General features: G+C 48.7%; 23 protein-coding genes. 9 read left to right on the top strand and 14 right to left on the bottom strand.

The genetic code is table 11. The features are described 5' to 3' along the window. Positions 1 to 14 precede the first annotated feature (14 nt). The 4 genes from B153_RS0104870 to B153_RS0104855 form a co-directional block, all read right to left on the bottom strand. Positions 15 to 455 (bottom strand): cytochrome c maturation protein CcmE domain-containing protein, encoded by a 441-nt coding sequence (locus tag B153_RS0104870; RefSeq protein ID WP_020595553.1) that lies wholly within the window; start codon positions 453 to 455, stop codon positions 15 to 17. Between the two features lie 45 nt (positions 456 to 500). Continuing rightward, positions 501 to 752 carry a CcmD family protein gene (locus B153_RS0104865; protein WP_020595552.1) on the bottom strand — a complete coding sequence of 84 codons (252 nt, stop codon included), beginning with the start codon at positions 750 to 752 and terminating at the stop codon, positions 501 to 503. Positions 753 to 819: 67 nt separating this feature from the next. Beyond that, positions 820 to 1479: a cytochrome c biogenesis protein CcsA gene (gene ccsA / locus B153_RS0104860; protein ID WP_020595551.1), complete on the bottom strand. Its 660-nt coding sequence runs from the start codon at positions 1477 to 1479 to the stop codon at positions 820 to 822. A gap of 63 nt (positions 1480 to 1542) precedes the next feature. Further along, entirely contained in the window at positions 1543 to 2217 is a 675-nt protein-coding gene (locus B153_RS0104855) for a heme exporter protein CcmB (RefSeq protein ID WP_020595550.1), read from the bottom strand. 127 nt (positions 2218 to 2344) lie between these two features. Between B153_RS0104855 and B153_RS0104850 the strand changes: the two genes are divergently transcribed. After that, complete coding sequence (locus B153_RS0104850; RefSeq protein ID WP_020595549.1) at positions 2345 to 3109, top strand: sulfite exporter TauE/SafE family protein; 765 nt, start codon at positions 2345 to 2347, stop codon at positions 3107 to 3109. 112 nt (positions 3110 to 3221) lie between these two features. Here the strand turns inward: B153_RS0104850 and B153_RS34640 are convergent, their stop codons facing one another. The 4 genes from B153_RS34640 to B153_RS0104830 all read right to left on the bottom strand — a co-directional run bounded on the left by B153_RS34640 (position 3222) and on the right by B153_RS0104830 (position 7959). Then, positions 3222 to 4067 (bottom strand): serine/threonine-protein kinase, encoded by an 846-nt coding sequence (locus B153_RS34640; RefSeq protein WP_020595548.1) that lies wholly within the window; start codon positions 4065 to 4067, stop codon positions 3222 to 3224. A 40-nt stretch (positions 4068 to 4107) separates the two neighbouring features. Next, positions 4108 to 5889 (bottom strand): ABC transporter ATP-binding protein, encoded by a 1782-nt coding sequence (locus tag B153_RS0104840; protein ID WP_020595547.1) that lies wholly within the window; start codon positions 5887 to 5889, stop codon positions 4108 to 4110. 39 nt (positions 5890 to 5928) lie between these two features. Then, positions 5929 to 7263 carry a hypothetical protein gene (locus B153_RS0104835; protein ID WP_020595546.1) on the bottom strand — a complete coding sequence of 445 codons (1335 nt, stop codon included), beginning with the start codon at positions 7261 to 7263 and terminating at the stop codon, positions 5929 to 5931. Between the two features lie 195 nt (positions 7264 to 7458). After that, positions 7459 to 7959 carry a hypothetical protein gene (locus B153_RS0104830; protein ID WP_020595545.1) on the bottom strand — a complete coding sequence of 167 codons (501 nt, stop codon included), beginning with the start codon at positions 7957 to 7959 and terminating at the stop codon, positions 7459 to 7461. 226 nt (positions 7960 to 8185) lie between these two features. On the opposite strand from B153_RS0104830, the gene B153_RS0104820 reads away from it, so the two are divergent. Continuing rightward, complete coding sequence (locus tag B153_RS0104820) at positions 8186 to 8410, top strand: FeoA family protein (RefSeq protein WP_020595543.1); 225 nt, start codon at positions 8186 to 8188, stop codon at positions 8408 to 8410. 67 nt (positions 8411 to 8477) lie between these two features. Further along, positions 8478 to 10592, top strand: coding sequence for a ferrous iron transport protein B (gene feoB, locus B153_RS0104815; protein ID WP_020595542.1), 2115 nt, complete (start codon positions 8478 to 8480; stop codon positions 10590 to 10592). A 66-nt stretch (positions 10593 to 10658) separates the two neighbouring features. On the opposite strand, the gene B153_RS38180 is transcribed toward feoB, so the two are convergent. Continuing rightward, entirely contained in the window at positions 10659 to 10811 is a 153-nt protein-coding gene (locus B153_RS38180) for a hypothetical protein (protein WP_211221652.1), read from the bottom strand. Between the two features lie 207 nt (positions 10812 to 11018). Beyond that, a complete protein-coding gene (locus tag B153_RS0104805) occupies positions 11019 to 12536 on the bottom strand; it encodes a bifunctional ADP-dependent NAD(P)H-hydrate dehydratase/NAD(P)H-hydrate epimerase (RefSeq protein WP_020595540.1) in 1518 nt (505 codons plus the stop codon). 113 nt (positions 12537 to 12649) lie between these two features. On the opposite strand from B153_RS0104805, the gene rplS reads away from it, so the two are divergent. From rplS to B153_RS0104790, 3 genes are all read left to right on the top strand, one after another. Continuing rightward, complete coding sequence (gene rplS, locus B153_RS0104800) at positions 12650 to 13021, top strand: 50S ribosomal protein L19 (RefSeq protein ID WP_020595539.1); 372 nt, start codon at positions 12650 to 12652, stop codon at positions 13019 to 13021. Between the two features lie 77 nt (positions 13022 to 13098). Further along, the gene (gene dapF / locus B153_RS0104795) at positions 13099 to 13878 is read left to right on the top strand and encodes a diaminopimelate epimerase (protein ID WP_020595538.1); all 780 of its coding nucleotides are present in this window, start codon (positions 13099 to 13101) and stop codon (positions 13876 to 13878) included. Between the two features lie 53 nt (positions 13879 to 13931). Further along, the gene (locus tag B153_RS0104790; RefSeq protein ID WP_020595537.1) at positions 13932 to 14861 is read left to right on the top strand and encodes a bestrophin family protein; all 930 of its coding nucleotides are present in this window, start codon (positions 13932 to 13934) and stop codon (positions 14859 to 14861) included. A 42-nt stretch (positions 14862 to 14903) separates the two neighbouring features. Here the strand turns inward: B153_RS0104790 and B153_RS0104785 are convergent, their stop codons facing one another. Together B153_RS0104785 and B153_RS0104780 are read right to left on the bottom strand one after the other, a co-directional pair. Then, positions 14904 to 15215 (bottom strand): rhodanese-like domain-containing protein, encoded by a 312-nt coding sequence (locus B153_RS0104785; RefSeq protein ID WP_020595536.1) that lies wholly within the window; start codon positions 15213 to 15215, stop codon positions 14904 to 14906. Positions 15216 to 15260: 45 nt separating this feature from the next. Then, positions 15261 to 15629 carry a hypothetical protein gene (locus B153_RS0104780; RefSeq protein ID WP_020595535.1) on the bottom strand — a complete coding sequence of 123 codons (369 nt, stop codon included), beginning with the start codon at positions 15627 to 15629 and terminating at the stop codon, positions 15261 to 15263. A gap of 172 nt (positions 15630 to 15801) precedes the next feature. Between B153_RS0104780 and htpG the strand changes: the two genes are divergently transcribed. Continuing rightward, positions 15802 to 17631, top strand: a complete 1830-nt coding sequence (htpG, locus tag B153_RS0104775; protein WP_020595534.1) for a molecular chaperone HtpG — start codon at positions 15802 to 15804, stop codon at positions 17629 to 17631. Positions 17632 to 17693: 62 nt separating this feature from the next. Here htpG and B153_RS0104770 read toward each other — a convergent pair whose 3' ends face one another. Together B153_RS0104770 and B153_RS0104765 are read right to left on the bottom strand one after the other, a co-directional pair. Further along, the gene (locus tag B153_RS0104770; RefSeq protein ID WP_020595533.1) at positions 17694 to 18326 is read right to left on the bottom strand and encodes a DUF4126 domain-containing protein; all 633 of its coding nucleotides are present in this window, start codon (positions 18324 to 18326) and stop codon (positions 17694 to 17696) included. A 30-nt stretch (positions 18327 to 18356) separates the two neighbouring features. Then, entirely contained in the window at positions 18357 to 19850 is a 1494-nt protein-coding gene (locus B153_RS0104765; protein WP_020595532.1) for an ATP-dependent DNA helicase, read from the bottom strand. 199 nt (positions 19851 to 20049) lie between these two features. Here B153_RS0104765 and B153_RS0104760 point away from each other — a divergent pair, with 199 nt between their 5' ends. Continuing rightward, positions 20050 to 20484, top strand: a complete 435-nt coding sequence (locus tag B153_RS0104760) for a CBS domain-containing protein (protein ID WP_020595531.1) — start codon at positions 20050 to 20052, stop codon at positions 20482 to 20484. Between the two features lie 119 nt (positions 20485 to 20603). Next, positions 20604 to 21107, top strand: a complete 504-nt coding sequence (locus tag B153_RS0104755; RefSeq protein WP_040760852.1) for an NUDIX domain-containing protein — start codon at positions 20604 to 20606, stop codon at positions 21105 to 21107. Positions 21108 to 21155: the final 48 nt, after the last annotated feature.

The raw sequence follows: 21155 nt of genomic DNA, 5'->3' as shown, positions 1-21155 counted from the left end.
CTCTTCCACTCTTTTTACAATTGTGCTGTTTTAGCTTCGTGTTCGGTCGTTTCGAGCTTGTTGTTCTGGTATTTCGACGGACACTTCAGCAGGATCTTCTTGCACTGGAAATGGTCGCCCTGCATCGCCCCAATAACCACCACCTGCTCTGAGCGGTCGAAATCCTGAGGTTTGGGACTGTTGAAAATCACTTTCTGCGCCCGTTGGTCATTATCGACCAGCGTAAACTCAAAATGGTTGGGGTCAATGGCCGGATTGTAGAACATATCGACAATTTGCCCGTGAGCATCCTTTTTGAGCTTGCCAACTACGTGAATCATCTTGTCGTCACCATCCTGCGCCATTTTTTCAGCCTTGGTGAAGGTCGTGTAAACACTGGCATCGCCTGCTGTGCTGGCAATGACGCCAATAGCGATGGCGATAACGATAATGCCGATAATGTGAGAGATTTTCATGGGATTAGTACTTGTTAGCTGTGGTTTATTCGTATTGAGGACTTACTAACTGACTACAGTCGGTTTCCGCTTAATGTCTTTTTCCAGTTTAGTGATTTGACGATCCAGCCGGATTAGGTAAATCACGATTCCAGCAAATACGGCAGCAATTACGGCAACAACCACCCAGATTTTACCATCGGCCCGAAGCCGATCAGCCATTTCAACACCGTCTGCAACGGGCTGCTGGGCAAAGAGAGGCTGGCTGAGTAACAGAAAAGCGGCTAGTGGCGCTTTTCGTAAAAATGACAATCGCATTTGACTACGAAATGGTTAGAAAAATAACGCAAAAATACACTGAATCATTCATGAACACTACATGAGTTTACTCATCGAGAGCCGCTTTTATGCGTCGGTAGCGCACACGCAGTTGGGTAATCCAAACCCCCAATAACGTAAATCCGATAATGGCCGGATAAAACACCATGCGCAGTTTATTGTCCATATCGTATTTACCAAATGCCGGATTACCACCATTTCCAGGGTGCAACGAGTCGGTTAGTCGAGGAACAATAAAAATGAGCGGGATGAATACAGCAAAGGCAAAAATGTTGTAAACCGCCGAGATCCGCGCTCGTCGCTGCTCATCATCGAACGAACCCCGCAGAATCATATAGGCCAGATACATCAGCATGGCAATGGCCACACTATTTAGTTTCGGATCGTTGGGCCAGGGCTCTCCCCAGGTAAAATTTGCCCAGATCGACCCCGTAGCACACCCCAAAATACCAAATAAGATGCCTGTGTTGGCAAACTCAACAGCCACGACGTCGTCATCGAACCGACCGTTGCGCAGGTAGCGGATGGAATAAACAGCGGAGGTAAGCAACAGGGTAATCATGCCAAACCAGAGCGGAACGTGGAAATACACATTACGGATGCTCTCGTTCAAAATAGGCTGCCGGGGCACTACGCCAAGCATCCCCTGCAAAATTACATAAGTCAGAATCAGGACGGCCAGGGCCTTCCACCAGTTTTTATTCATAATGTAACGCGGACATCCTGTCCGCATTTAGCTTTTTACATGCGGACAGGATGTCCGCGTTACTCAACTCCGCCATAAAAACGGAAACAACAGCCAGGACACCGTCAGAACAATGGCATCGATCGCCAGTACTGTCCCTACTTCACTCCAGCTCACAGATCGATCGAGACCGTCGAGGGCATTTTTGGCAATTTTCAACAACATCAACAACAAGGGCAGAATGACCGGAAAACTCATTACGGCCATCAATGTAGCGGGATTTTCCGCTTTGCTGGCAATGCCCGATACCAGGGTCAACGAGGAGGAAAACCCGATGGCTCCCAGCACCAGTGTTAAAAGATATAAAGGCATATCGCCTACCGGGTTTCCCAGCACAAAGGCGTATACACCGAATCCCAGAAACGCCAGTACCAGCATCAATAACGTATTGTACAGGATCTTTGACAGGATAATCTGCTGAGGGCTGGCGAGGGTATAGTAGTAAAGCTGCCGACTCGCGCGTTCCTGGACAAAGCTTTTGGCAATGGCGTTGATGGCCGTAAACAGCAGAATAATCCAGAACAAGGTATTCCAGACAATCGGTGTTAACTGGCCACGTCGGGCATTAAAGCTTAAATAGCAGACGAATACAGCACTGACAATATAGAGTAGCATGCCATTGAGTGCGTAGCGTTGCCGCCATTCGAGCAGAAATTCTTTCCGCATCAATGCTCCCATCTGCCTAACCGATTCGCCCATGCTGTTTTGTTTGTTACCGCAAAGTTACGGTAGGCGGAGGAAAGGAGGAAAGGAGATGGGGAGAAAAGCTGTGAAGCGTACAAGAATCTGTTTCAAATGATGATCTTTGCCGTTCATTCGTTTCTACATGGACTATAGTTCAATCGGTACACTTTGTTTTTTTTCGTTTCTGGCTGGCTTTATTGATGCCATTATTGGTGGAGGTGGACTGATTCAAACACCTGCCATTTTATTCACACTTCCGCAATACCCAGTACCTACGCTGATCGGTACCACAAAAATTCCTTCCTTGTCGGGCAGTCTTATGGGGGCTTTTCAATACAGTCGGCGGGTAAAGGTAGTCGGTCGATTTATAGCGCCCATGATGGCTATTGCCTTTGGCGCTTCGTGGTTAGGGGCGTTGACACTGACACGGGTGCCGAACAGTTTTATGAAGCCACTGGCCTTAGGCATCCTGATCGCTGTCTTCGTGTATACGTTTACCAAGAAAGATTTCGGAAAAGTGCCACAAGGTGTCGTTACGGAGCGGCAACAACGCATACGAATGTGGGCAATGGGCCTGATAATCGGGTTCTACGACGGTTTCTTCGGGCCGGGAACGGGTAGTTTTCTGGTACTTGGATTTATCGCCCTGATCGGTTTTGATTTTCTGAAGGCCAGTGCGCATGCTAAGCTGGTCAACGCATCGACTAATCTGGCCTGTACGATTTTCTTTATCCAAAAAGGGTTTATCCTTTATACAGCGGCCATCCCGATGGCCGTGGCTAATCTGTCGGGTGCATTCCTGGGGGCGCGACTGGCAATTCTGAAGGGGAATCGTTTTATCCGGGTTTTCTTTTTGCTGGTGATTGCCGCTACGATTCTGCGCTTTGCCTGGGATTTACTGACTTAGAAGTGGTCAGGATAGTCAAAGGTGGTCAGGAGTGGTCAGTTGTAGTCAAAGGTGGTCAGGCGTGGTTAAGGGCTATGACCACCTTTGACTATTCCTGACCACTCCTGACCCATTATGACCGGATCTTCTTCCACCATTTTTGCATGGGTTCCATCCAGTCAGGAACATCGAGCTGGGTTGGGTCCTGAATAATGTCCAGAACCTGTAAAGCCGTCGGCCGGCGTTCGGGCGATACCGTGAGGAGTTTATGAATGAGCCGTTCGCTGGCACGGGATAGACCTGGGTTTAATTTGACGGGGGAGAGGTAGTCCGCTTTTTGAATGAGTCGGCCGATTTCCGATTCTGTACTGCCCCCAAAAGGGGTATAGCCGGTTAATAATTCATAAAACAGGACTCCAAGCGCCCAGCAGTCGGAAGCGGCACTACTAACACCCGAAAATTGCTCGGGTGCCATGGAGGCCATTGTGCCTACTACGTGTCCCTGGCGGGTCAGGCGGGGGGTATTGGCCTGCCGGGCCAGCCCGAAATCCAATAACTTGGGCTGGCCTTCACGGGTGAGTTTTATATTCCCGGCTTTCAGGTCGCGGTGAACGATTCCCCGGCTATGCAAATGGTCCAGAGCCGACGCTAGCTGGCCTAGTATTTTCCAGGCTGAGGCTTCCGACATGGGACCATTCCGACGGAGTATCTGCTGCAGAGTTGGGCCTTCTACATACTCCATAACCAGGCACGGAAGCTGGCCGTCCACAAAAAATTCATAGATCAGGGCCACATGCGGATGGCGGACGGATGCCTGTAGAGCCGCTTCATTCCGAAATCGTTCGGCCTGCTCCAGTCGGCTTAAGAGCTTGATGGCTACAGTACGCTGCGTGGTGTCATGGATGGCCTGATATACCTCGCCCATACCGCCCGAACCGAGCCATTGCAGTAATGTGTATCCTCGAATAGGTTGATTCATAGTAGATTAAGTTTCAGGTTGAATAGTTGCCAACGTGAAACTATCCAAGTACGGTAGCGGCTAGTCGACTTAGGTTCAGTGTGCGGGCGTTTGAGTCTATAATATCCCGGTAAAGCCCCTTTACCTGATAGAGCGATTCATGGGAGCCCTCCCCAATTACTTCGCCCTCTTCCAGTACGTAAATCTTATCGGCATCCATAATCTGGCTGATGTTGTGGGAAATAATCAGAACCGTCCGGTCTTTTTTGATCGCGTCCAGGCTTTCTTTGATCTGTTCGGTCGTAATGGCGTCCAGACTGGCGGTAGGTTCGTCGAGGAACAGAACGGGTGGATTTTTTAAAAACAGTCGGGCAATAGCAATGCGTTGCTGCTGCCCTCCCGACAACGACCGGGCTTCGGTATTGTAGCCGTTGGGTAATTTAAGCACCTGTTCGTGCAGACAGGCTTTCCGGGCTGCTTCGATAACCTCTTCGAGCGTAGCCTCCAGACGGCCATAGCGGATATTTTCTTCGATGGTTCCGGCAAAAATGTGATTCTTCTGGAGCACGAGTCCTACATTTTCCCGGACAAACTCGCTGTTGTAGGCCGAAAGAGGCTGTTCGTCGAGTAGTACCTGCCCGTTTGTAGGGTCATAGAAACCAGCCAGCAGATTCAGTGCCGAGCTTTTACCCGCACCCGAAAGGCCCACGAGGGCAGTGACTTTTCCCGGCTCCAGCTCGATAGTGACATTACGAAGTGCCTGTTTCCCATTGGGATAGACAAAATCGACGTTTCGTAACGAAAAATGTCCTTTCCAGGTCGAGCGCGTCAATGAACCTGACTTTGGAAGGTAGGTATTATTTTCGATCATGTCGAAGAAGCCTTCGGCATACACAAGGGCTTCCGTGTATTCGTCGTAGATGCGGTGAAGATGCCGAACCGGAGCGGATACATTATTGAACAGCATAATGTGCAACAGAATCGCCCCAACCGTCATTTGCCGGTTCAGTACAAAGTAGATGGTAACCACAAACACCAGTATGATACCCACCTGTTCGGCCACACTTTTCAGCCCATCGAACAGATAATTGGTGCGGTGGTGGCGGATTTCGTTTTCACACAGGCTCCGGTTAATATCCCGCTGGCGTAGTTGCTCGTAATCTTCTCTTACAAAGGACTTTACGACGAAGATGGATTCCAGGAGCCCAAACAATGCGTTGGCCTTGTTTTCGCGAACCTCCTGAATGTTGCGTCGAATCTGCTTCTGTCGGTTGGTTTGTTCACGGCTGATGTACGCATAGATGGGCAAAACCAGCGTGGCAACAAACCCGACCCCACTATTTTTATTGTAGATCAGGACCAGCGCAAATACCGCATTGGCCAGCATCGGTACTATATCGACAAACAGATTCTTAACGGTTTTGGTCAGGTTCTCGATGCCTTTATCGATTCGCTTTTCGAGTTTGCCGGTCTGGTTCTGATTAAGCGCAAAAAACGATAAATGATAGGAGACAATCCGGCGGATGGTATACTCATAGAGGTCAGCTGCCATCCGAAACCGAATGCGGTCGCTCAGAAATTTTTGGCCTAGCTGAACCAGTAAACTCAGTACTTCTTTGGCCAACAGGATAGCCACCAGTGTGCCAACTACCCAGGTTACCTCTGCTTTATCAATAGGCTGCTTTAATAATCCCTGAACGGTATTGACTGTGTACTCCATTACCAATGGGGTAACCTGTGCCAGCAACGCACCAAGCGTGGTTAGCACCAGGGCCAGTACCAGACTACCCCGGTAGGTACGGATGAAAGGCCATAGTTTTTGTACGAGTAACCAGGTAGACATGAGTGTAGCTTGATTTATGAGTCGATCCCGACGGTTGGATTATTTCATGCTGATGTGGCCGATAAACTCCTGAGTATTCATACGGCCATCGGTCTGGTAGTCGTAGAAGAGTTCGGTCATGGAAGCAACAATGTGGGGGTCTTCGGTCAGGAAGGCGGTCAGTTTGGTGGCCCGTCCGCTGGCACTTGAACCGCTACCCAGGATGCAGACACAAAGACCTCGGAAAATACCCGGTTTATTTTCGCGGGGCGCGCTAATAAACAGTTGGACTGGCAGCGTTTTGTTGACCTTCGATACGCGGATACCCAGTTCCTGCATTTCCTGAATAGCCTGCGAATGATCTTTGTATAACTGACTAACCAGTAAAGACTTAGGATCGGTTGCGTCGTCGGCCGACGAGGGTACCAGAAACCGATTATGATGCGGAATTTCTTCCCGATTAGTCAGAATGGCGTTGCTGCCAGGCCGATACGTTTCAACAGAAATATGTTCGTTAACGACTTTGCCGAGGTATTTCAGAAAAGCATGCGTAGCTCCTTCGTTCTGGTCGTTGAGGGTTACGAATTCAACATGGGCATCACTTCCCATATTTTGCAGGTAAAGAGCCGCTCCTTTTAGTTTGTTTTCAATATCGGTACGGTCGCGCTGGAGTGCTTCGGCTTTGCGGGCGTAATCGAACTGAGTCGCGTTACGCAATTCATGCGGTTTCAGATGGGCGTGTTTGGCTACGTATTCCATACGATACGGAGCAATACCTTCGATGCGAGCCGTGTTGGATAATACCAGCAAATCATTCCCCTGCGACTGCGCCGACTCAACTACCTTGCCAATGCCTTCCAGCAGTTCATCGGCTCCTTCCATCAACTGCACTTTCTCGTTGACCTTGCCGCTTACATCGACCATCAACGTATTGAGCGACTGGGTTGCCTGAACCAGCAGATTGGTTTGTGTTTTGATATGCTCCATCTCCTGTTGATTGATCTTCTCTTTCTGGCGGTTGGCTTTCTCGGTCGATACCGTTACGAACAGACCAATGAAAATACCGACAATCCCGCCGAGCAGACCAGCGATGTCAAGCTCGCGAATGTAACGGTCGATACCGGGGCTGAAATAGACCTTCTGATCCGACCAGCCTCCTGTTTGGGGGTCGATCTGGAAATTGGACAGGTAATGAGCAGAGTCGTTGAAGACGTAAAACCATTTGAAACCCAGTGAGATCAGTAACGCCACGAAAGGGATCATAAACAGAACCGTGAACAGGACGGGGTGTCGGCGAATGATTTCGTACAGTACAGTAAAGAAGCCCTCGTCTTCTGGTCTGGAATCGGCGCCAGAAAATGCGGAAGGGGTAGGGGTAGGCAGAGCGTGTTGCATGAGTTCCTGATTGTTAAAGTGTTACAAAGTTCCCCTATAGCTGGCTGTGGTACTATCCACAAAGACCTACATTCTGACTACAGGAAAACCTATAAATTGGAGAAGTAAAGACTATGAAGTGAAGGCTGTAAACGGTCGTGAAGCCAAACGATCCGATCCGCCGGAAAAGTGAATCGGGCGTTGAATGCCTATTGCCTACAGACTGGTAAGTGATAGAAGGGTGTCGGAGTCGTTGAGGGCAATAATGACCAGCCCGATAGCGCCGAGTGTCAGAGCAACATATGGGGCTATTCTGTCGAGAAACCGGGCATGTTCCCGGGCATCTGCGGGCTTATTGGGCTGGTAAAATAAATGAACCGATTCACCAACAGCGGGTACAGGGGCATACGGACTGCAAAGGATAGCATAGGTGTAGGCAATGGTATGAATGGTATAGGCAACTGTGAGCACCTGCCACGCTTGACCGAATCGGTTGGCTTTTTGCCTGCTGATAACAGTGCCAGTTACTGAACTTGCTGCCTTAAACCAGTTGCGTTCGCGTTGGTACGTAAAAACCAACATACAAACGGGGATTAAAGCAATCAGCCACAAAGCGATTGGATGCCGCCATACATTGGCTACGTAACAGGCAAAAAGACCAGCCTGCATACAAACAATTCCTGAAATCAGGGCCACTGGTTTGAATAGAGTTGTCATGTTCATTTGGGTTTGTTTTTTGAAAAGGCAAGTGATGAATGAACATGACAAAGGTCATAGCCTTCCTTTTGCTGAACTATCGGCAAACACCTACATTTGGCGTACAGGAAAACCTATAAATTTCAGCTATATGTATTTTGTGGGGACCTTCCTTGGATTCTACAACTTTCCGTTGTAATCTTGCGTTAATTAAACTGAATCTAAATAAATATTAGCAGTACCCACCATGAGTAAGCGTAGTGTTGCTGATTTAAAAATAGGCGAGCGTGCCACCATTCAGTCGTTTGAGAACCAGGTGATGTCGCTTAAATTGCTCGAAATGGGCTGTTTACCGGGTGCCGAAGTATGTTTATGCGGGAAAGCTCCCCTTGGCGATCCTATTTGTCTGGATGTATCGGGCTATTGCCTGGCGCTCCGTAAATCGGAAGCCGCTACTATTTTTGTTGACTAAAGTTCTAGGCTTGTAGGGGCAAGATGCTTTGCCTTCACCAACCTGGTAGACTACAAACTATACCGAGTTGAGTTCCCCTGTCATTGCCCTTGTTGGCAACCCCAATGCCGGAAAATCCTCCTTATTCAATCAGCTAACCGGCCTGCGTCAGAAAACTGGTAATTTTCCGGGTGTTACGGTCGATAAAAAGTTTGGAACCTGGTCGATCGATTCGCAGACGGTTGCTACCGTTGTCGATCTTCCCGGCGTTTACTCCATTTATCCGAAGTCGCTCGACGAACAACTCGTTACGGATATTCTGGCAAACCCCGACCATGCCGATTACCCCGACGTAGCGATCGTTGTGGTCGATGCGTCGAACTTACACCGAAATTTATTGCTCTTTACCCAGGTTGCCGACCTGAGAGTACCAGTTATTCTAGCGTTGAATATGCTGGATGTAGCTCATAAACAAGCGAAGGAGGTTAATGCTGTCAAGTTGGCTATGCGGTTGGGCGTACCTGTGGTCCGAATCAATGCCCGGACAGGAGAGGGGCTTGATACCCTCAAAAAAGCAGTAACCAGCCAGATCGAGGAACCAACTCTACCCGGTAAATTATTTTTTGACCCTGCCGACGAAGCCCCTGACCTGATTGGCGACACGAAGCAGCAGTATGGTCTCGACAACAATTATCTGGCCTTACAATATCTTATTCAGCACGATGGCTTCACCTTTTTAAATCGGCAGCAACAGATTGGGCTGGATGCGATTATCGATAAGCATCAGTTCAATGAACAAACCTTTCAGGCGGGGGAAACCATTACAAGGTACAAGCGGATTGCGGCCATTGTGGCCGAAACGATGACCAATCAGCGGCCGATAGGTCAACCTACCTGGAGCCAGAAACTGGATCGTGTCTTGCTTCATCCGATTTGGGGCTATGCCATTTTTGGATTCATTCTCCTGTTGATTTTTCAGGCCATCTTCGCGTGGGCGCAACCATTTATGGACGCGATTGATACAGGGGTAGCCTGGCTGAACGGCCAGTTGAAGGAAAGTATGCCCGCCGGACCGCTTACCGACCTTCTTACCGATGGGGTTCTGGCCGGAGTTGGGGGTATACTGGTATTTATTCCACAGATCGCTTTTCTGTTCTTACTGGTTTCGCTACTGGAAGAGTCGGGATATATGTCGCGCGTGATGGTCATCATGGACCGGATCATGCGGAAATTTGGCCTGAATGGCCGTAGTGTAGTACCCCTGATCTCGGGGGTAGCCTGTGCTGTACCGGCTATTATGGCCACCCGTAGTATCGGAACCCGGCGCGACCGGCTGATTACAATTCTGGTAACACCGCTGATGAGCTGTTCGGCCCGGTTGCCGATCTATACCATTCTTATTGCTTTGGTGGTTCCGAGTCAGCGGGTACTTGGCCTGTTTAATTTACAGGGGCTGGCTCTGATGGGATTGTATTTGCTGGGACTGGCAAGTGCCCTGTTGGCCGCTTATATACTAAAACTGTTTTTGCGCACCAAGGAACGGAGTTTTTTCATTATGGAGCTGCCTACGTTTAAGCTTCCCCGTTGGAATCACGTTGGCCTTACCGTCTGGGAAAGCGTTCGATCGTTTGTTTGGGAGGCCGGACGCGTTATTCTGGCTATTTCAATTATTTTGTGGGTACTGGCCAGTTATGGACCCGGTGATGCCATGGAACAGGCCGAAGCCCGGGTTCGTCAGCAAAACCCCACACTAGCCACAGATCAACTTCAGAACCAGATTGCATCCGAACGGCTCGAAGCGTCGTATGCTGGGGTGTTTGGCCATGTCATCGAGCCCACGATTCGGCCACTCGGTTACGATTGGAAAATTGGTATTGCACTTCTGAGTTCGTTTGCTGCCCGCGAAGTATTTGTAGGGACGATGGCTACCATTTATAGCATTGGCAATGGCGCTGACGACGAAGGGGTTACTGTACGTGAACGGCTTTTGCAGGAGCGTAATCCGAATACAGGTGGACCTATGTATACGCCTGCCTTGGCCTGGTCGTTGCTGATTTTTTATGTATTCGCCATGATGTGCATGAGTACGCTGGCGGCTACAAAACGCGAAACCAAGAGCTGGAAATGGCCTGGTATACAGTTGCTGTATATGATGAGTCTGGCTTATTTGGCAGCCTTTGCTACCTACCAGTTTTTGAAATAAACCCGTTCGGTGTTTGAGCTTGCCTGATTTAAGATCAACATCAGGCAAGCTCAAACGGTAAACTACCTACCAAAATAAGCCTTTCGACAGGAGCGGGTAAATATGGTAAAGAATGTAGATCAACAGGGCAACGGTCAGGCTCCCTAAAGCAGTTGTTTGGTCGAAACCAAGACGGTCCTTTCGTGTGGGGCGGTTACCCCGGTGTGTAATTTGTTTCACGGGTGGGTCAGTATGATTTGGGTAGTACAAAATTGGGCGTTTGTCGGCTCTGAAAACACCGCAAAAACCCTCCTTTTTCATGCGTAATACTACCTGATCTGACAATCACCTGTTGGCATTACAGTGGCTGGCAGCGGCAGTTGGTTCATAAGACACCGCTGCGTCCATAAAGTAACGGTCTGGTTTATCGTTTTAGAGAATTTTTATTCAGTCCCAGCGAATCGCATCAATAACATCAGAAGCTGTCATGCCAATTGGGCCTCGTTGCTGGGCTATACGGTCGCCTGCCAGTCCATGCGTAAATACCCCCAGAACAGCGGCTTCAATTGGATCGTAGTTTTGGGCCAGTAGAGCAGTCAGTACCCCTGTCAGTACATCGCCGGTACCACCTGTGCTTAAGCCCGGATTACCTGTCGAATTGAAATGAATATCACCCTCTGGGGTTGCAACAGCCGAGAAAGCGCCTTTCAGTACGACAACCACCCGATGTTGTCTGGCAAAATCCCTCAGAATGTCCAGTTTCTGATAGTCGTTTTCCCATTTTTGGGTCAACCGTTCAAACTCTTTAGGATGGGGAGTGAGGATACTGTTCTGAGGAATGTATTTCAGTAGCTCGCGGTTTTCGGAAATCAGGTTTAGCGCATCTGCATCCAGCACCATTGGCTTCTTTACAGACTTCAACAGCCCTTTGAGCATATCCAGCGTTTCGGGAGCTTTGCCAATACCGGGTCCAACGCCTACTGTAGCATAATCAGCGGGGGTAAGGCTGCCTAGGTCACTAATCCCCCGGTCTACTGTACCCGTCAGTACATGGGCCCCTCCGTCGGGACGGCACATGGCTTCAGGAACGGCAGTCTGTACCACGTCGTAACCACAGCGGGGAATCTGAATGGTCAGCAGGCCAACGCCCGACCGCAGACAGGCTTTCGCAGCCAGTACGGCAGCGCCAATTTTACCATAACTGCCGACCATTAACAACGCATGCCCAAACGATCCTTTATGCGAATAGCGATCCCGTTTGCGAAGCAGGAGACGCGCGTCCTGAGGCTGGGTGAAATAATAAGGGGTTGGCGCCAGATCAATGTACCGTTTCCGGAGCCGGATGTCAACAATCTGCCAGTCGCCGACAAACTTACCGTTGGATGGCAGCATGAATGCCAGCTTAGGCAACTGAAACGTGACGGTATAATCGGGCTCAATAATGGCATCGGTAGCCTCATTGGGCTGATCCGCAAATAAGCCGCTGGCAATATCGACCGATACGACCGTTGCGGGCGAACGGTTGATGGATTCAATAACGCTTTTTACAATACCTTCAGTGGGGCGGGATAGCCCCGAACCCAGGATGGCATCAATAATGACTTCATTATGTCGTAAGGCTGGAATATCCTGAGCACGCTCCACATAATGAATGGTTTCGACGAGTAATTTGAGCCGCCGATGATTATGCATGAAATCGTCAGACTCGCGGGGAGCGTACCGAACCACATATACCTCAATCGGATAATTACGCTCCAGCAGTAATCGGGCAATGGCCAGTCCATCTCCGCCATTATTCCCCAATCCACAGAACAGCTTTGTAGGGGTTGTATTCGGGAATTGGCGGGCAAACCAGTCAACAAAGGCAAGCGACGCCCGCTCCATTAAATTAATGGGAGCTATGGGTTCATGTTCAATAGTGGATTGGTCAAGCGCCCGGATTTGGTTAATATTGAGGATTTTCATAGGATCGGTGCCATAAACACAGCGTAATTTTACAAAAGTATTTTCTGCAACCGAGAATTTTACTATCTTTGCGGCTCAATTCGCAAATACTTATCTGGCGATTATATACAGTCATGAGCGACTTAATCAAATTAGTGGAGGCAGACAACGCGCAGCGTCGCACCGAGTTGCCCACATTCCGGGCAGGTGATACGGTGAACGTACACGTTAAAATCCGCGAAGGAAATAAAGAACGTATTCAGGTATTTACGGGCACGGTTATTCAACGCCGGAACCCAAGCAGCGGTGGTGAAACCTTCACCGTCCGCAAAGTATCGAATGGTGTAGGTGTTGAACGTATTTTCCCATTGCTGTCGCCCAATATCGACAAAATCGAAGTAGTTCGGTTGGGTAAAGTACGTCGGGCCCGGTTATTCTATCTGCGTGGTCGTCAGGGTAAGGCGGCTCGTGTGAAAGAACGCAAGCCAAAAGCAGTGGCAGCTTAATTTCCTGTTTTGTTTGCCTGAAAGATCAAAAGCTGCCTGAAAAGGTGGCTTTTTTTGTTCGTTTATAACGTAATGCCATGACCTTCGACTTTTTTAAATACCAGGGCACCGGAAACGATTTTGTGATGATCGACGACCGTAGCCAAACCTTTCCGGCTTCTGATCAGGCATTGGTGGAGCGCATTTGCCACCGACGGTTTGGCGTTGGTGCAGACGGTCTTATTCTGCTTCAGAATGACCCCGAATACGATTTTCGGATGGTTTATTTTAATGCCGATGGGGCCGAAGGCAGCATGTGCGGCAATGGGGGGCGCTGTATTGTCCGGTTTGCGCACGACCTTGGGCTGTTTGAAAAAGAAACCCGCTTCCGGGCTGTCGACGGAGAACATATTGCCGTGGTAACCGACGAAGAGATATTCCTGAAAATGAGCAATGTATCAGGCATAGCGGATCGTGATGGCTTAACCTTCCTGAATACGGGGTCTCCACACGTGGTTCGGTTTGCCGACGATCTGGAATCGCTCGACGTGGTTGCCGAAGGACGGGCTATTCGCTACGATTCACGCTTTCAGCCCGGTGGTACGAATGTTAATTTCGCCCAGGTTATTGATGATAAAACGGTCTTTGTCAGAACGTATGAGCGGGGTGTTGAAGATGAAACGTATTCATGTGGCACTGGGGTCACGGCTGTCGCTCTGATAGCCAGTCAGCAACTGGGCATGACCGAACCCATTTCGGTTCGAACGCTGGGTGGTAATCTTCGCGTATCGTTCCAATCTGCCGGTGAAGGGCAGTTTGAGACTATTTATTTAATTGGGCCAGCCAAACGCGTTTTTACAGGGCTCATAACTGTTTAGGGGTATACGTAGTTAAGTACGTACTGATCTGACAGGTACGTATTTACTGACGAATGATTCACTACAAAAACAAAGGATTACTCTCTTCCATCTGGCACTTCCATACGGGCCCTACGGCCAAAGCCCTGCTTCGCCGACTTGTGGTGGTGGCCATCTACGTAACCATCGTAACGATTGGCGAGATGCACTATACAGACCTGATTTTAAAAGACACACCCGGTCCGTTTTTGAGTGCGATGGGAATCCTGCTAAGTTTACTGCTCATTTTCAGGACCAATACGGCATACGATCGGTTTTATGAAGGGCGGCAGGCCTGGGGTACGCTCGTCAATAACTGCCGAAATCTGGCTATATTTTTTAACGCCGTCCTGCCAGAAGGCGACACCGCAAGTCGGGCTTTCTTTGCCAAAGCCATTTCAAATTTTCCGTTTGCCCTCAAAAATCACTTGCGGGATAACCCTGGTGTTGACGAACTGGATATGGTTGAAGAAGGAGAACGCCGTGATCTACGCAATTTCGATCATAAACCGGCTGGGGTTTCTAATCAGCTTTGGGTCAAAACAGAAGTACTCTATCGGGAAGGGCATTTATCGGAGTCGCAGCACATTAATGTCAATCAGCATCTGACTACGTTGATGGACGTGTGTGGGGTTTGTGAGCGCATCAAAAGCACCCCTATACCATTCTCGTACATGCTGTTTATCAAACTATTTATTATGCTCTATGTGCTGTTGTTGCCGTTTACGGTTGTGTCCGTGTATGGCTATCTGACGATCCCGGCCGTACTGCTCACATCCTATATTCTGGTTGGGCTGGAAATGATTGGCGAAGAAATCGAGGAGCCGTTTGGTTTAGAGCGTAACGATCTTCCTTTGAACCAATTAAGTCAGTTGATTCGGGTAAATGTGCATGATATTCTACAGATATATCTGCCGCACGTTGAAAAGCAGGCAGCCCGCCCCGGATTCACCATCATGACGTAGGAGGGGGATGTATGATGTATGATGTATGATGTATGATGTGCATTATACATCTTCTGCTTCAATGATTCCGCCATGCAAATGATAAATTAATTTGTGTTGAAGCTCGGGTTGACGGAGTAAATCTTTGGCGGCTACCCGACTTCGTACACCATTTGTACAAATTACAATAATGGAATCATATGGCAGCAGTTCGGCTTTGCGTTGGCGTATATCGGGCAAAGGAATGTTTAATCCGCCAATATTGAATTCGTCGAACTCCCATTCATCGCGTACATCCACTACGATGGTGTTGGGTTGCATACGTATCCGTTCCAGTTCGGGTAACGTAATATCGGTGTATGAATGTGTAAGCATATACGTACACAACAGCCAAGTCCTGCAAGCTGTTCCGAAAGAATTCTAGAGTGTCTTTATTAATAAAATATGTATTTCGCTCACTTTATATCGATTTCCCCAGCCACATTCCAGATCGACCTGCTTGCCTGTTTCGATAAAGCGGACAATAGCCGTACGCTCTGATGGTTTTGGATTGGTAGGGAGGTCATTCAGGGCTTTTTCCAGAATGGGTCGCGTGGCCAGACTCGGTTTAAACAAATTAGCGGTCGCCTGGGAAGAGTTGCTATACACGCGAATGTGACTGTCGCAGCCGTCAACAAAAAGTTGGTTCTCGAAAAGCTCGGCTGCCTCAATGCGTTCAGGCCCTTGTGAAACAGTTTCGGAATGACAACCGATCAGAACAACTAGTATTAGCACGCAAAATATCTTCATGGCTGAGGCTTATTTTTGATATAGACTCTGGAAAACAGAGCAGGGTTGGAAAATGGATGCCAGAGAGTGGATAAAGAAACTCTGTCAATCTGTCAGCTTAGGGTATACTGGAACAGGATTTGAGAAAAGGCAGCTAGGTTATAAGACTATACTCATAGCTAACTATCTATTTATGGAAGCCGTACAGAATGAAAAAGGGCAGATTTCGATTCATACCGAGAATATCTTCCCAATCATCAAAAAGTTCCTTTATTCCGACCACGAAATTTTTCTACGCGAGTTAGTTTCCAATGCGGTTGATGCCACCCAAAAACTGCGTCAGTTGTCGTCATTTGGCGAATTTGGTGGTGAGCTGGGCGATTTGAAAGTGACCGTAGCGCTGGATGAAGAAGCCAAGACCATTACCGTCAGCGATAACGGTATCGGGATGACGGCCGATGAAATCAAAAAGTATATCAACCAGATTGCCTTTTCGGGAGCCACGGATTTTCTGGAAAAATATAAAGATAAAACGGACGATAAAGGGCAGATCATCGGCCATTTTGGACTTGGGTTCTACTCGGCCTTTATGGTGGCTGAGAAGGTTGAGATCGTTACTAAATCGTATCGGGATGGAGCCGAAGCCGCTCGCTGGGTGTGCGATGGATCAACCGAGTTTGAGTTGACACCTGCCGAACGGGCCGGACGTGGAACAGATATTATCCTACATATTGCTCCTGATTCGGAAGAGTTTTTGAATAAAGGGCGATTGCAGGGCATTCTGGATAAGTATGCCCGGTTCCTGCCTGTGCCGGTTGAATTCGATGGGAAGGTGGTAAATAACACCTCGCCAATCTGGACGAAATCACCTTCCGAACTGACCGACGAGGACTACAAATCGTTTTACCGCGAGTTGTATCCGATGAGCGAGGAGCCGCTGTTCTGGATTCATTTGAATGTCGATTATCCGTTCAATCTGACTGGAATCCTGTATTTCCCCCGAATCAAGAACGAGCTGCGTTTCCAGCGTGAAAAGATCCAGCTCTATAGCCGCCAGGTATTCATTACCGATGAGGTGAAGGACGTTGTGCCCGACTTCCTAATGATGCTGCATGGCGTGATCGACTCACCGGATATTCCACTTAACGTATCGCGAAGCTTCCTGCAGGCCGATGCCAATGTGAAGAAGATCAATGGCTATATCACCCGTAAAGTTGCCGATAAGCTGAATGAACTGTTCAATGCCGACCGGAAAGCTTTCGAAGAAAAGTTCGATGATATTGGTCTGTTTATTAAGTATGGGATCCTGAGCGACGATAAATTCTGGGAGAAAGCCAAAGCGTTCGTTCTGTTGAAAAACACGGAAGGCGCCTATGCTACCCTGGACGAATACCGGGAGAAGATTCAGGCCAACCAGACCGACAAAAACGGAACGCTGGTGATGCTCTACACGACCGATGTCAAGCAGCAGCATGCCTACATTGAGTCGGCTACGCGTCGGGGTTACGACGTGCTGAAAATGGATAATGTGATCGATGCGCACTTTATCAACGCGCTGGAGCAGAAGCTCGAAAAGGTACATTTCCAGCGTGTTGATGCCGATACGCTCGATAAATTGATCGACAAGGGGCTAAACAACGAGAGCGTTCTGTCGGAAGCCGATACCACGAAGTTGAAAGAGGTATTCGATGGGGTGCTGGATAATAAAATGCTCAATGTGAGTGTAGAAGCCCAACCCGTGGATGAACTGCCCGTAACCATTACGTTTCCCGAGTTTATGCGTCGTATGAAAGATATGGCGGCTCTATCGGGCGAACAGTCCTTCTATGGGAACTTGCCCGTTACATACAATGTCGTTGTCAACGCAAATCACCCGATTACGGCTCGCATACTGGCGGAAACAGAAGCGGATGCTCAGAAAGCGCTGGTAAAACAAGTATACGATCTGGCACTACTGTCACAAAATATGCTTTCGGGCGCAGACCTGACTGCGTTTGTAAAACGTACTGTAGCCGGACTATAGGGTTTTATTCTGTAAATACAGAGCGGGCCGATGCACAGACAATGTGGCGTCGGCCCGCTATTTTATAGCCGTCCATTACTGCTCCGGGGCATTTTGGTCATTGAGTTGCTTCCCTGTTTAGCAGGGCGGGTAAACCATATTTTCCGTCGGGCAATTAGTCGTCCGAGCACAAACAGAAGCAGTAGGCCAATCAGCACCATGGCAATGAGTGGCAAAAAGATGGTAAACAGGGATAGCCCCAGAGAGGCTGCGTTTTCGCCCGTTGCCACAACTGGATTGGCAACACCTCCTGTTGTAGCGGTAGAACCTAGTCGTAGTAAGCTGGTTCCGGCCTGAATAATACCTGCCGAACTACCACCAAGCATCAAACCAAGCCCCCAATGCAGTACCGGATTGTCGATGTGTAGAAAGGATGTACTGAGCAGAGTTCCGGCAATAATCGAAGTTGGTGTCGCGAGGGTGTCCAGAGCATTGTCGAGCCAGGGAATATAATAAGCCCCTATTTCGACCACAGTGGCAATGGTTAGTCCCAGAAGAGCGGGCCACTGACCTATCCATTCAAAGCCCTGTACGGTACCAATCAGCCCCAGCTTTGTACCAATACTGGCCACGAGTAGAGGGACAAAGATCCGAAAACCACAACAGGCTGCCAGGCCAACGCCAACACAGGCACTCATGATCCATTCGAGAGACATAAAGACGGATATTGTAAACCGATAACCTTTTTATGTAAAAAACTGTGGACTAAAATTCATTAAAAAAGCTTCATCGGTTGCCCTTGTTAAACCCGTATAAAGCCAGCGTACGAATTCGTCGTTGACCTGCCCGTCAGGCAGGAAACCCTGATCGATAAATATCGCACTCCACTGGCCCCCCTGGGCTTTGTGGCAGGTGAGTGCATAGGCAAACTTTACCTGAAGTGCATTCAGATACGGATCGCGACGGATGGCTTCGGTTCGCTCTTTTTTACTTTTGATATAAAAGTAGTCTTTCACCACACTTTCATATAAAGCTTTGTATTGATCGGAACTTAGCGAAGGCGATGGCGAATACAAGGTGTCAAGTATGATTTTAGCTTCAAAATCAGGCTGATCGTCATAGTCGACCATGTGCAACGTGACCGTAGCGAACCGGAAGCCGTGCATTTCCTCTTTATTGCGAATCTTCTGCACTTCCACAAACTCTCCATTGGCCAGAAATCCGGCGGGGGAGTCTTCGTCCAGAATGGTGTAGTTGTTTCGGGCAATCATCAGCATATCACCGGCGTCCAGCTCTTCTTCGCATTGGTCGATCATTCGTCTTACAAACTGATTATACTGGACGGCTGTTTTGTTCGACCGGCAAATGATAGCGGTATTTTCGCGGCCATATTTATCATAGGCATATCGGATACCATCTTCCAGCTTAGTCAGGGGCATTTTGTAGATGTCGCTGAACGGCTGAACAGCCAGCCGTATGGCTGGGACTTCGGAGGTTGAGCTACCGGGTTTATCGCTCAGTAAGGCATCGAAGCCAACCGCCTTAGGGGTTGGCGAAGGTGAGCCGTTGAGAAGCATGCGCAGGTTGGTAGCATTATAGAGAATACCCGATTCTTCATCCTGCCGCATCACTTCCGTAAGTTCCTGCTCATAAACGGTCATGTCGAACGAACTGGCGAGAAAGCCGCGATCAAGAGCTGGGCTCAACTCCTGACCGATAGGGGGTAGCTGAGCCGTGTCGCCAACCAGCATGAGCTTATTACCAGGGCCCTCAAAAACAAAGTCAATCAGGTCGGTCAGCAGACCTTTTCCGCCAAATTCGGCTTCATCGGAAATCATGGAAGCCTCATCGACGATAAAGAGGGTGTCTTCGTGGTAATTTTTCTGTCGTTGAAAAGCCAGTACGCCCGAACCCGGATCTGCTACCTGCCGGTAAATTTTTCGGTGGATGGTTTGGGCCGGTTTCTTGGCATAGCTGGTCATCACTTTAGCGGCCCGTCCGGTAGGAGCAAGTAATACGGATTTATAGCCAAATCGGGGAAGTACTTTGATGAGCGTTCCGACCAGTGTGGTTTTGCCCGTACCGGCATAACCACGGAGCAGAAAACAGTCGCGATAATGTTCGTATTCTTCGCGGGTGATGAACGCGCCGATCTGATCGAAAAACTGGATCTGGCCAGCAGTGGGTTTAAAAGGGAAACGTTTAGCCAGTAATTGAGCGGCTGTTTGGGTTTCGTTCATGCTTCTAAGTTACAAAAAAAGCAGCAAAGAAGAAAGGGTAAGGATAGGAGAAAGGGAAGCCGAAAGGGGAGATGGGAGGTGCAGGGAAATCAGAATCGGAGTAACTGATTTTTATCATTTTTTAATTCTTTATCCTGATCGCTTTCATCCCTAACTCCTTTTTTTTATCTTCACCCACCACTAAATCCTTCTAACTCAAATGAAAATACGTCAGATTCTTCAGGGTAAATCGGTTAATGCCCTCTATTCGGTTTCGTCAGGACAAACTGTATTGGCTGCGCTGGAACTTATGGCTGAAAAAAATATCGGGGCCGTATTGGTTGTGGACAATGGCGTGCTGACCGGGATCTTTTCAGAACGGGACTATGCCCGTAAAATTATTCTCAAAGGACGCCATTCAGACGATACGACCATTGCTGATGTAATGACGGCCAATGTGATTACCATTGCGCCAGACCAGAGCCTGGAAGAATGTATGCGCATCATGTCGGATAAGCATATTCGCCACCTGCCCGTAATGGACAAAAATGAGCTAGTAGGTATCATTTCGATCAATGACGTAGTAACTGCGATCATCCGTGATCAGAAAACCCGGATCGATTCGCTCGAAAGTTATATTTCAGGAACGTATTAAGTATTGAGAGCGAGAATGGCTTGCGCGTTCTTTTTAATGCGTCAGCCATTCTCACACGAACTCCTCGCTCCCAATACTCAAAAATGTCTACCTTTGCGTCCCCTAACATGGAACAGGACATGACACAGATAGATATGTCCCATCAGGAGGTACAGACGCTATATGGAAATCGGGTTCGGGTTCGGGTTTGTGGACTATGTCGCCAGGGAGATCGATTGCTGATGGTTCGTCACCGGGGGCTTAATCCAGCCAATAGGTTCTGGAGCCCTCCAGGTGGAGGAGTACAATTCAGCGAAAGTGCTCCAGATGCGTTGGCACGGGAATTTCTGGAAGAAACGGGACTCATTGTTGCGATTGGCGGCATGCTCTTTGTTAGTGAATTTATCCAGCCACCGCTTCATGCGCTGGAGCTGTTTTTTGTCGTTGACGTGAAGGGTGGTAGCCTTCGTTTGGGAGGAGATCCCGAAATGAGTCAGGATAATCAGCTTATCGATGAGGTAAAATGGATGCATTTTGATGAGATAAAGCAACATCCGGTTCAGGAGATGCACCAACTGTTTCAGCACTGTCAGTCACTTGACGATGTATTCCAACTGAAAGGGTATTTGCCATGGGGCAACTAAGGATTGGTTATTAGTTGATTGATTTATTTTTACTGCTTAGTTTTTGAA

The organism is Spirosoma panaciterrae DSM 21099, assembly GCF_000374025.1.
In the GTDB taxonomy this organism is placed as follows: Bacteria; Bacteroidota; Bacteroidia; order Cytophagales; family Spirosomataceae; genus Spirosoma; species Spirosoma panaciterrae.
This window is presented reverse-complemented; position numbering and strand designations above follow the sequence as displayed.